8 protein-coding genes and 1 pseudogene are annotated in these 12001 nt (G+C 69.1%); 6 read left to right on the top strand and 3 right to left on the bottom strand.

What is annotated here, in order from left to right; all coding sequences use genetic code 11:
• The first annotated feature begins 213 nt into the window (after positions 1–213).
• Positions 214–834: a TetR/AcrR family transcriptional regulator gene (locus ABD54_RS01160; protein WP_047867555.1), complete on the top strand. Its 621-nt coding sequence runs from the start codon at positions 214–216 to the stop codon at positions 832–834.
• A gap of 691 nt (positions 835–1525) precedes the next feature.
• On the opposite strand, the pseudogene ABD54_RS29455 reads toward ABD54_RS01160, so the two are convergent.
• A pseudogene (locus ABD54_RS29455) lies at positions 1526–2639 on the bottom strand (IS630 family transposase).
• A 210-nt stretch (positions 2640–2849) separates the two neighbouring features.
• On the bottom strand, positions 2850–3887 hold the full coding sequence (locus ABD54_RS01170; protein WP_160313067.1) for a CPBP family intramembrane glutamic endopeptidase: 1038 nt from the start codon (positions 3885–3887) through the stop codon (positions 2850–2852).
• A 281-nt stretch (positions 3888–4168) separates the two neighbouring features.
• Between ABD54_RS01170 and ABD54_RS01175 the strand changes: the two genes are divergently transcribed.
• Positions 4169–5665, top strand: a complete 1497-nt coding sequence (locus ABD54_RS01175) for an FAD-binding oxidoreductase (RefSeq protein WP_200904015.1) — start codon at positions 4169–4171, stop codon at positions 5663–5665.
• A 367-nt stretch (positions 5666–6032) separates the two neighbouring features.
• Here ABD54_RS01175 and ABD54_RS01180 read toward each other — a convergent pair whose 3' ends face one another.
• Positions 6033–6689, bottom strand: coding sequence for a hypothetical protein (locus tag ABD54_RS01180; protein WP_047867556.1), 657 nt, complete (start codon positions 6687–6689; stop codon positions 6033–6035).
• Positions 6690–7227: 538 nt separating this feature from the next.
• Here ABD54_RS01180 and ABD54_RS01185 point away from each other — a divergent pair.
• From ABD54_RS01185 to bla, 4 genes are all read left to right on the top strand, one after another.
• Positions 7228–8832: an MDR family MFS transporter gene (locus tag ABD54_RS01185; RefSeq protein WP_200904020.1), complete on the top strand. Its 1605-nt coding sequence runs from the start codon at positions 7228–7230 to the stop codon at positions 8830–8832.
• Positions 8833–9052: 220 nt separating this feature from the next.
• A complete protein-coding gene (locus tag ABD54_RS01190) occupies positions 9053–9856 on the top strand; it encodes an SAM-dependent methyltransferase (protein ID WP_047867558.1) in 804 nt (267 codons plus the stop codon).
• Positions 9857–10530: 674 nt separating this feature from the next.
• A complete protein-coding gene (locus ABD54_RS01195) occupies positions 10531–10869 on the top strand; it encodes a hypothetical protein (protein ID WP_047867559.1) in 339 nt (112 codons plus the stop codon).
• Positions 10870–11032: 163 nt separating this feature from the next.
• Positions 11033–11980 (top strand): class A beta-lactamase, encoded by a 948-nt coding sequence (gene bla, locus ABD54_RS01200; protein ID WP_053063496.1) that lies wholly within the window; start codon positions 11033–11035, stop codon positions 11978–11980.
• Positions 11981–12001: the final 21 nt, after the last annotated feature.

Here is a 12001-nt window from a genome sequence, read left to right on the forward strand (position 1 = left end):
CGCCCCTGGAGCCGGGGTAGACCCGCCACTCCTCCTCCGAGCTCCCATCGACTGGCGCGAGCCCCCACAGGCCCTGCGGTGACTGGTCATCTGCGGGATGGCACGGCCGTTCACGATGCACACCCACAGGTCGCCAACGGAAGGCGTACTCTTTTCAGCATTTTCATGCTACAAGCCCGGCATGCTCATGTTAGTTTCGGCTAAACTGGGGGCGTGCCCAAACGAGTGGATCCTGACGTACGCAGGGAAGAAGTCGCCGACGCGGTGATCGAGGAGATCGCCGCGCACGGCCTCCGGTCCGTCACCCTCGCGCGGATCGCTGCCCGGAGCGGCTTCGCGATCGGGAGCATTCGGCACTACTTCGGGGACGCCTTGAGCGAGGTGATGCGGTTCACACTGAGCGTCCTGATCCAACGCGCGCAGAATCGCGCCCCCCAGTTGTCCAGCGACCCGGCGATCCGGATCGTCGACTTGATCACATTCACCGCGCCGACGACCGAGCAGGAACTCAAGGAGAACACCGCCCTTGTCGAGTACCGAGTACTGGGGCGCACCGACCCGGAGATCGGAGCTGAGATCGCTGCGACATCTGTCGCGGCAGGCACGGCGATCCGTTCCATCCTGCGTGAGGTCCTGGCCGACCGCGCCATCGACGAGGAAGCACTCCAACGGGAAGCATCCCTCCTGGTCACCCTCGTCGAAGGTTTCTCGCTTAGCGCCTCACTGCGCTCAGCGCCTTTGCAAGAGTCCGATGTGCGCGCCGTGGTGACATCCACCGTACAGCGTCTCCGCGACGCCTATCCGCATGTCAACGGAACCGCCTCGAACCCTTGACGGTCCGGCTCCATCAACGGTGACCCACCCCGCGGCGAGGCATCCGTATCTCCTTGGCTGGCGACGAACAAGACACACAAGAACAGCAGGAGAGGACAGGGCGCTGGCAACAGACAAACCGAAGCCACGCCCTGTGGTTGAGTAGTTCGTGGGTCGTTTGGGAGGACAGGACGCGAATGGGCTCCATAGCCGTTCGGGGACCAGATCGACTGGTAAGTCCCGGGTAGCGACACATTGCCTTGGACCGGCCGCCGTTACCGTCAGCAGGAGGTTGCCTCCTTCTTCGCCGCGATGCGGCCCCATTACTTGCCAGGCAAGAGCTGATTGATTCTGGAGTAATTCCTGGTCGACGAGGGTGACGTGATCCTTCCGGGGACCTTCACGCACACGATAGCGTCGTCCGGCAGAACGTTCACCACGCCGTCGGCCATGCACCTTTGGTTGAAGACGGCCAGATCTTACGGATGGACCTGCACGAGGACACCCTGGCCGTTGACCAAGCGTTCGCCACCGCCTGCCCCGACGGGATCGCGCACCCGTGGCTGGCGGTGGGGCGAGAACGGGTCAGGCGGCGGTTCGAACGCCGTACCACAGGTCGCGAAATAAGCACTTTCCTATATCAGCACCATGCGGTCCGGAAGGTGGAAACTATGGGTGTCCTCCCGCTGCCTAGTGCTGTGACCGGGAAGGTTCAGCGGGTTGAGGATCGGGCCGCGAGGTCGACCGGCCCTCCTTCCCAGCGGACGCCTTCCTCACTGCGTACCCGGGCGCGCTCGTGGCGCTGGGCCGCGAGCACGTCCGGATGGCGGGCGTTGGCGTTGCGCCACCGCAGGTAGGCGTGCAGGACCCGGGTCTGCAACGTGCGGTTGGGTCGGGGGGAGTTGGCAATGGTGAACTGGCGCAGCGGCCCGAAATGCGCCTCGATCGGGTTGGCCCAGGAGGCGTAGGTCGGGGTGAAGCACAACTCGACCTTGTTCCTGGCCGCCCGGGCGCGGATCTTGGGGTCCTCCTTGTGCGCGGACAGGTTGTCCAAGAGGACGTAGACGGGAGCACCGTCGGGGCGGGCGGCGCGGATCGACTTGAGCGCGGTGATTGTGCTGTTCGCGCCGTTGCGCCGTTGGTTGGTGCCCCACAGGGTTTCGGTGCCCACGCAGTAGCAGCCGTGGAAGCAGGTCACCCCGTGGGTGCGGTGGTAGGCGGCCGGGATCCGGTCCGGGGGTTTTCGCGGAGCCCAGTCGGCGCCGTGGTCGGGGCGGATGCCGAGCGGGCCGAACTCGTCAAAGGCGAAGATCCGGTCGGGGAAGTGGGTGGTGACGCGCTAGATCCGGTCGGGTTTGGCGTCCAACTCGGGGAAGGGCGTCACCTTCCAGGTGCCGGTGGCGCAGGGTGCGCAGGGGCTCGCGGCCGATGCGGACGGGGTGTGCGCGTCTCGTGTTCAGGTAGGTGGCGAGCTTGCGCAGCGACCAGCGGGTAAAGGGTTGGCCGAGCTTGGTGGGGCCGGTGGTGGCCGTCTGGACGACGAGTTTTTCGTCCTCGCGGGTGAGTAGGCGGGGACGGCCTCCCGCCCAGTTCGGGTACAGGCAGCCCATGCCGATCCGTTTGAAGCGGTGGATCACCTCGCGCACGGTGTCCTCGTGGGCTTGGACCAGGCGGGCGATCGCGGGGACGGTGTCGCCGCTGGATGAGGCCAGGACCATCATCGCCCGCCGGTAGCGCACGGTGTCGGTGCTGACCCGGCGGACGATGCGCTGGAGTTCTCGTCCTTCGGATGGGGTGAGTCTGCGGGCTCGGACGGGCTCGGCCACCGGGTGCCTTCTGGGGGCGGAGGCGCAGTGTCGGGTCTAACCCTGGCAGGTGCCACCAACCCGGTGAACCTTCCCGGTCACAGCACTAGCGGTTATCCAGGGCCCGGAGACCGATGAGCTGTATTGGCGATGCGCTGGCTGCCAAGCTGGACGCTATGTAGTAGCTCCTTGCGGTATGTGGGTCCGAGCCGATGAATGCACCCCAGGAATTCACTCGCCTGTCGGGTGGTCACCGAACGGATCGGCGGAGCGGGCGATACCGCGGCGCCGCGCCCAGAGCCAGACCCCCGCGGCGGCCAGCACCATCAGAAGGATGCCGGGCACCATCGCCTCGCCGTGTCCGGAGCTGCGGTCGATGGTGACCTCGCTGGAGAAGAAGGAGGCGACCAGGAGCAGGATGGTGTTGTTCACTGCGTGAAGCACGACGGCCCCTTCGACTCCACCGGTGCGCCAAGTGATCACCGCGCACGCTAGCCCGGATGTGAAGGTGTAGACGAACAGCCAGGGGTCTGCCAGACCGTGGATCACGGTGAACATCAGGTTCGGCGCAAGCAGGGCCAGCAGTAGGGCGGGTGCGGGCTGCGTGGTGAAGGAGCCGAAGCTGCGTGCCAGCAGACCGCGCGCGGCGTACTCTTCGCCGGCGGCCTGCAAGGGACTGGTGAATAGCACGATCACGAACAGAGTGAAGGTGCTCACCAGCGTGGCCGATGGCCCGCTGACACCGGCCGCCTCGGGATTCAGCATCGTCCAGACGATGCCGTATACGGTCCACACCGGTACCAGCGCGCCTGCCAAGGTCAGCGCCAGCTTCCACCGGAAGCGGCCGTGCACTGAGTGCATCCATCGCCCGGATTGCCCGAACAGGAGCCGCTGCAGGCCGAGGGAGACTGGGATCAGCAATCCGATCGCGAGATTACTGGCGAGCAGCCGAGCCGGGCTCATCGTCACCACTCCGTCGCCCGGCGTCTCCGGCGGCACCAGGCTGAGGTCGAACGACTCGGAGACGAAGGTCAATCCCCAGGTAAGCGTCAAGGTGCTCACGACATAGGCGACGGGGATCAGCACGATCGCCAGCACGGCTTTCCACCAGCGGTACCCAGGAGCACGCAGGAACTGGTGGTATTCGGTCGGCCCCGGTGGCAGGACCGCCGTGCCATCGCGATTGCCGTTGCCGGCGCTCCCGATCGTCGAAGGCCTGGATGGGCTGGAGTGGTGATCTCGTGGCATGTGTTTCTCCTCGACCCACACGGCGTTCACCGTGCGAGCTGGTGGATGCGCTGTCGTGGAGCCGGCGATGAGGGAGGCGAGCGCTCTTTCCATCCCCATAGGCCCAGCTACTGGAGTCGGTCGGTTCCTTCGGGCCGGGGGTGGTGCTGGCTGCGTGCAGCACGGTCATCAGACCCCTCGGTGATCCGCACGCCAGGCATGTTAGCATAGCCATGCTAGATAAAGACTCGATGGGCCCATGTCCAAACGAGTGGACCCGGAAAATCGTCGTGAGCAGGTTGCCTCGGTTGAGGAGCAGAGCTTTGCCTGAGGAGGAGAGGGCGGACGACACACCGACTCGCGGCGATCGCACCTCACGATCGTTCATCACTCGTCCTGGAGAACCCGTGCATTCACATCACCCCGATCCTTTCGGCCGGGCATTGGCCGAACCGAAACTTGCTGCTCAGTTGCACGCCACCGTTGGCACCGGCTCGGTCCACACAGCGGGCCCTGAATTCAATCGGGCGATCACGCTGTTCAACGCCGCTGCGGAGTCCATTCCGCGCGTCGTTGTCCGGTGTACGAGCACGGCCGATGTGCAGGCCGTTGTGCGAGCCGCCCGCGACCATCAGGTTCCGTTATCGGTACGCGGCGGAGGTCATGACTTCTGGGGACGTGCGGTCCGGCCTGGTGGCATCGTTCTGGACCTGACCGGCATGCGTGGTATCCGTATCGACGTTGAGAAGCGGCACGCTGTAATAGGGGGCGGAACATTGTCCTCGGATGTCGTGTCCGCTGCTGAAGGAGTCGGGCTCACGGCTGTTACGGGCACAGCGGGGGCGGTGGGCATAGTCGGGCTGACCCTCGGGGGCGGGTACGGTCCGCTCATCGGGCGCTTCGGACTCGCGGCGGATAACCTGCTCGGTGCCGACGTCGTACTCGCCGACGGATCGCTGGTACACGCCGACGCTGAGCACCATCCGGACCTGTTCTGGGCCTTGCGTGGTGGGGGAGGCAACTTCGGTGTGGTCACCTCAGCGAGGATCCAATTGCATCCGGTGCCGACAGTGGTCTCCGGCACCATCTTGTATTCCGGTACGCACAGTCGCCGACTACTGGCTGACCTCAGCGAGGTCCGGCAGGAGAGCGCGGATGAGCTGTCGGTGGACGTCGGTTTCCTGCCCGGCCCGAGTGGGTGTCCCGTGGTCTACGTGGCACCCACCTGGTCCGGTGACATCGCGGCGGGAGACGCCGACGACGGCCCGGTCCGCACGCTGGCCCGGCTCGGGACACCGCTGAGTGCAGAAATCGGGCCGGTCGCTCGCTCGGCGACCCTGGCGGCGACGGACGCGATGTTCCCCGTCGGTCGAAGGGGAGCCATCCGGACAAGGACAGTGCAGGACATCTCCGAAGACATCGGCGCCCGCCTTGAAGACGCTGCTGGCAGATTCACCTCACCCTTCTCTGCGGTCCTCGCACACGACTTCCACGGAGCTGCGACACTGCCTGACCTCGCATCGACAGCGTTCGGTTTGCGCCGACCTCACCGGATGGTCGAACTCATCGCACTGTGGGAGGGTGATGGCCGCGGCGACGAAGAACATCTTCGATGGGCCGAGGCCGTGCACGAGTCGCTGGCTCAGCACTCATTCCCGGGCGGATACGTCAACTTCCTCGGGCCTGAGCACCAGAAGCAGGTCACCGAGGCCTACGGCACCAACACGGAACGGCTTCTTGCGGTCAAGTCGGTCTTTGATCCAGATTCAGTCTTCAGCGCAACACCCCTCCCGCAGAACACCCAAGCCGGAGGACTCTAGGCAGCTTATGAGGGCTCACTGGCACCACGGCAACCGGTCAGCTGCCACAACCCGAGCCGATCACAGCGCGACGCACGACCACGCCCACACGGGCAGGGCGCCGTTGTGCTGTATCCGCAGAGCGGCGCAGCCTTCTTCGTCACTTTGCGTGGTCAAGAAGGAGACGGTCTTCCGACCCGCTCATCCCGGTGCTGGAGGAGCCAGACCGAGGGGGCGGGGCCCTCGGCCCGACGTAGTGCAAGGCTCCCGTCTCCCATCCGGAAGTGGGAGATTCTTGGGAGACGGGAACCCCTCCCAACGGCTCTCAACGGCTGCGAAGCTCTCTCAACGGATCGTCACGCACCGCTCGGGCACGGGTTCGTGCAGGTCACGCCAGGGCATGGGAAGAGGCGTGACCAGCCCTTCGCGCGGTGAGGGCGAGCCCGGCGATGAGCGCCACCTCCCCCGTGTTGCCCACCGCCAGCGGTGCCGTGGGCACGGCAGAGACCGCGAACATGACGGCGGCGCCCAGCAGCATCCACCCGCTGCGCGCACGCACCAGCAGCGCCGCACCGACCACGAGCAGCACGAGGACGGTCGCCACGGCCGGGACCGGCGGGGCCGACTCGGCGGCCGAGTAGCGCAGCGCGTCGCCCTCGCGGCCGGGCACCAGGGCGAGCCCGACGAGTTCGGTCACGACGCCGTAGACGATGAGCGCGGCCGTCAGCAGCCAGAACCCGGCGCGCACCGCGCGCGGGCGGGCCCAGGCGAGCCCGGCGTCGCGGGCCGCCCCGGCGGCGAAGACGATCAGCAGCGGCGTGACCAGGGCGTGCACCACGAAGCGCGGCAGGTTCAGCGCGAGCAGGAGGTCCCCGGCGCCGATGGTGGAGCCCAGCGCCACGATCCCGTTGTCGTAGACGAGTCCGGCGGCCACGGCCGCCGCCGACCAGATGTGCGGGGAACGTCGGGAGAGCGCCAGCCGGACCAGCCAGACGGTCAGGCACAGGTGGGCCAGCGCGAAGGCGGCGAAGAGGAGGGATGTCATGCGCGTCCTTCTATCTCGCTTTTCGAGAAGACAGTTTTTCGAGGGTTACCTCGGCAGTCTGCCCCATCGGGGAAGCGCCATGCGCGCGGATCGGCCCCGCCTTCGCCCCCTCCCCCGCCGCCGAGGGCCCCTCCTCGGGACAGGCATCCAGCTGGAACCGGCCCGAAGGACGCGGCACGCGGGCGCGACGGCGCTCCGACCAGGGGTGGCGCAGGCCGCAGGTCGGCAGTGGGCGAGCCAAGGGGCGAGGGGGCGGGACGGCACCGAGCGTCCCGGCGCACGGCGCGGACATTCCCGGGGACGGATGTCGCCTTTCCCACGTTTGGCCAGCCCTCGGATCGTGAACCCGGTGATATTCTACAGTGGGTGCAAAAATTCCTCTTCTGCACATTTTTGGCCACCCACGGCAACCCAGTAGTCCAGCGGCCCCCGCGCCGCCCCGTCTTCTCCCCTCAGAGGTCCATCCGTGCGCACTTCCCGTCCCTTACCCGACACCGGGCAACCCTCGATCCTGCGCTCCCTGAGCGGCCTGCTCATAGTGCTGGGCGTGACGATGCTCAGCAGCACGATCGTGTCGGTCGCCCTCCCTCAGATCGTCGGGGCGCTGGACGGCAGTCAGTCGCAGTACACGTGGGTGGTGACCGCGACCCTGCTGGCCTCCACCGCCTCCACTCCGGTCTGGGGCAAGCTGGCCGACCTCTTCGACAAGAAGAAGCTGCTCCAGCTCTCGATCGGGCTGTTCATCGTCTCGTCGCTGCTGTGCGGTTTCGCGCAGACCACCGGCCAGCTCATCGCGTTCCGGGCCGTGCAGGGTCTGGGCATGGGCGCCTCGCAGGTCCTGGTACAGGTGATCATCGCCGCGATGGTCAGCCCCAAGCAGCGCGGCACCCTCAACGGCTACATCGGCGCGGTGATGGCCGTGGCCACCGTGGGCGGACCGCTGATCGGCGGTCTGCTGGCCGACCTGCCGGGCCTGGGCTGGCGCTGGTGCTTCCTCATCGGCGTGCCGTTCATGCTGGTGGCCCTGGTGGCGCTGAGCCGCACGCTCAAGCTGGTGGACGTGCGCCGCCCCGACACGAAGGTGGACTACGCGGGCGCCGCGCTGATCGCGGCGGGCGTCAGCCTCCTGCTGCTGTGGGTCACCTTCGTGGGCAACGACTTCGCGTGGATCTCCTGGCAGTCCGGGGCCATGGTCTCCGGAAGCCTGCTGCTGCTCGGTCTGGCCGTGTGGGTGGAGGGGCGCGTGTCGGAGCCGGTCGTGCCCCTGCACCTGGTCATGCGGCGCGAGACGGCCATCGCCATCCTGGCCAGCTCCGCGGTCGGCATGGCGATGTTCGGCGGCGCGGTCTTCCTGGGCCAGTACTTCCAACTGGCGCGCGGCTACTCCCCCACCGAGGCCGGTCTGCTGACCGCCCCGCTCATGCTGGGGACGATGATCTCCTCGACCGTGTCCGGGCGCATGGTCTCGCGTTCGGGTCGGGTCAAGTCCTACGTGGTCACCGGCATGGTCACGCTGACCCTGGGCTTCCTCGTGCTGGCCACCATCGACGCGACCACGCCTCTGCTCATCGTGTGCGGGGGCATGGTGCTGATGGGACTGGGGGTCGGCATGTCCATGCAGAACCTGGTCCTGGTGGTGCAGAACTCCGTCCCGCTGCGCGAGATCGGCGCGGCCAGCGGAACGGTCGCCTTCTTCCGCACCCTGGGCGGCACCATGGGCGTGTCCGTGCTGGGCGCCTTCCTGGCCAACCGCGTCTCCACGAACATCTCCGACGGACTGTCCGAGTCCGGGGTGAGCGCCACCGCCGGAGGCGGGGACGCCGGCACCCTGAACCTGGACGCCATGCCGCCGTTCCTGCGCGAGATCGTCGAGGGCGCCTACGGCACGTCCACCGGAGACCTGTTCCTGCTCGCCACGGGCATCGCCCTCGTCGGCCTGGTGCTCGCGCTGTTCCTGCCCCGGGTCCAGTTGCGGGACAGCCTGGACCTGCCCGATCCGGCAGCGGAGTCCGCCGAGGCCGAGGGGACCGGGAGGGCCGAGGAGCCCGTACGGGCCCCGGAGGCCGGGTCCCCGACGGAGCCGACGAGCACGGTCGGCACCGCGGACACGGCGCGGACCGGTCGGGAGCCGTCCTCCGACTGACCGACCCCGCACAGGAGAGGCCCTTCCCGGAATCGCCCCCGGGAAGGGCCTCTCGCGTTCACGTCCGGAGCCGGCGCCTCGGATCCCGGCGTCGGCGCCGCGGAAGGGCGGGGTGGAGAGCGACGCCTTCGTGAGGGGTTTTCCGGGTTGCGGGCGGGTCGCGGGACGCATGAGACTGCGCGTACCGCTTGTTACGGTCCGCCCCACCCGAGAGGCCACCATGACGGACATCCCCATCGACACCGGCGTCGCCCACACCGCGCGGGTGCGGGACTACTGGCTCGGCGGCAGGGACAACTACCCGGTGGACCGCGAGATGGGCGACGCCGTCGGAGGGCTGGCGCCCCAGATAGTCGAGGCCGTCCGGGGGGACCGGCTCTTCCTTCGCCGCGCGGTCGGCCACCTGGCCCGGGAGGAGGGCGTCCGCCAGTTCCTCGACCTCGGCGCCGGGCTGCCCGCCGCCGACAACGTCCACGAGGTGGCGCGGGCGCACGCCCCGGACGCGCGCGTGGTCTACGTGGACGACGACCCCATGGTCCTGGCACACGCGCGCGCCCTGCTGGTGGGCACCGACGACAGACGGACGCGGTTCGTGGGGGCGGACCTGCGCGACGCCGACCGGGTGCTGGAGAGCGCCGGCGCGACCCTGGACCTGGACCGACCGGTCGCGCTGTCCCTGCTGGGGACGATGGGCCACTTCGGCGACCTGGAGGAGGCCCTGGGCATCGTGCGCGCCTACACGGACGCGCTGGCGCCGGGCAGTTTCCTGGCCGTGTGCGACGGCGTCCTCGCCCACGTGGAGGCGGTCACCGACGAACGCGCGCTGGAGGCGCTCCGGCGCTGGCGGGAGAGCGTCGCGCAGCCCTACCACATGCGCACGGTGGAGGACTTCACCCGCTTCTACGACGGGTTGGCGCTGATCGACCCCGGGGTAGTCTGCGTCACCCGGTGGCGGCCCGAGCCGGTCGAGGTCGGCAGGGCGCGCGACATCCCCGAGTACTGCGGCCTGGCCCGCAAGGACTGAGGCGCGGCCCCGCGCGTGCGCGGCCGAGGAGGGAGCGGGGCCGCTCCGGCGGGTTCGGTGCCGCCGGGTATTCGGAGCGCTGGACGGGGCGCGCCGACCACCCTCCCCGGAAGCGCCGACGGGGCCGGTCAGCGGCTCCTGCGACCGCCAGCGGCGTCTACAACGCGTCCCGAGCCCCGGCGTGGTTGCCCGCCGTACGCCTCCACCGCGCCCATACGCCCCCTTCCGCCGCTGTCCGCCCCGCCTGGGCGGTGTCCGGCCACGGGCCCGGTTCGTCCTGTATCGAACACGTCCCCGGACGGCGGCGCCACCGCTTTGTCACCGCACCTGTCCGCGCACCGTACTGTCCGTAACCGGCCGCGGACCTGACGGGTACCGGGGAGGGCGGTACCGGTTCCCGAGCGGGTCCCGGATCGCAGGGAAGCCGCAGGAACCGGGCCCCGACGGCTTCCGGGCCGGTGAGCGCGGTCCGGACGGCGGACCCGGAAGCGTCGTAGGCCGGGCCTAGAGTCGTCCTCGACCGCAAGGCGGACGACACACTGTTCTCCCTGGGGTTTCAGAGGTGATCACACGGGCACCTTGCAGAGACATCGGGTCGTCGGTGCGGAGGGCGCAGCGGCCGGAGTGAGGGATCAACGGCCGCGGCCGTCCGGGGAAAAGGGGAGCGGGGGAACATGACTCTGGCGATTTTCGTAGCGGTTGCGGTCACGGTGGCGGTGGTCGTGGACACCCTGGCCCCGATGGGGTCCCGAAGCGGGCTGGGAGTCCGCAGGGGTGCGGCGCGCAGGGCGCTCACGGCCCTGCGTCGCGACCTCTGGCCCCCGCACCCGCCCGCGCGCGCCGTGGAGGTGGAGGAGCCCTCCGTCAACCGGGCGCCGGAGCCGAGGCGCGAAACCGAACCGGCCGGACTGGGCATCACCGTCACGCCGTCCCGCGTCCGCCGCACCTGGAACCCGGGGCCCGCACGGACCGGCCGACCGCGCCGCGCCGCCGCGAAGGCCTCCCTCTCCTGACAACCGACCGGACGGGGCCGGTGCTCGCTTGCGAGCACCGGCCCCGTTCGCGCGTGAACCGAGCGGCTGACGCGCCGTGGCCCCACCGTCTTCGACAGCGCCCCCGAGGGACGCGAGAATACCTTGGGTTACCGTCCGATGACAGAGGGAGGGTGTTCTCCCCGTGCTGAGGTCCACGGCCCGCCACGCCGCGCTGGCGGTCCTGATCCCGTTCTCGTTGTCCCCGGTCATCGGCTGCTCCCAACCGACCGACCCAGGCGGCTACGCCGCCGCGCCGCCTTCGCCCGGGACCACTGGGCCCGGTCGGCCCGCCGGACCCCCCGAGCCCGCGCCGACGGACCCCGGGTTCGCACTCCTGGCCGAGGAGTTCGGTGTCCGGCTCGGCGTCTACGCGGTCGACACCGGGACGGGACGGGAGGTCGGGTTCCACGCCGACGAGAGGTTCGCCTACTGCTCCACCTTCAAGGTCCTGGCCTTCGGCGCCGTACTCGACCGGACCCCAGTGGAGGCGCTCGACCGGGTGGTCACCTTCTCCGAGGCCGACCTGGTCTTCCACTCACCCGTCACCCATGAACACGTGGCCAGCGGTATGACGCTGCGCGGGATCGGCGACGCCGCACTGCGCCACAGCGACAACACCGCCTCCAACCTGCTGGTCGAGGAGTTGGGCGGACCACCAGAGCTGGAGAAGGCCCTGCGGGGGATCGGTGACGACGTCACCAACGTGGACCGGCTGGCGCCGGAGATGGCGGAGGCCGTGCCGGGCGACGTGCGCGACACCAGTACACCGCGCGCGATGGCCGCCAGCCTGCGCGCGTTCGCCCTGGGCGACGTCCTCACCGAGGAGCGGCGCGAAGTCCTCGTCGGCATGATGCGCGCCAACACCACCGGCGACGGTCTGATCCGCGCCGGGGTCCCCGAAGGATGGGACGTCGGGGACAAGACCGGGGCCTGCGGTTACGGCACCCGGCACGACATCGGTGTGCTGTGGCCACCGGGGGGCGCCCCCCTCGTGCTGGCGGTCATGTCCAGCCGCGACGAGGCGGGCGCCGGATACGACGACGCCCTGATCGCGCGGGCCACGCAGACGGCTCTCGAAGCCCTCTCCTAGCTCGTCCCTCCCGGGCCTCTA

Origin of the sequence: Nocardiopsis sp. RV163, from assembly GCF_001029525.1 — a bacterium.
Lineage (GTDB): Bacteria > Actinomycetota > Actinomycetes > Streptosporangiales > Streptosporangiaceae > Nocardiopsis > Nocardiopsis dassonvillei.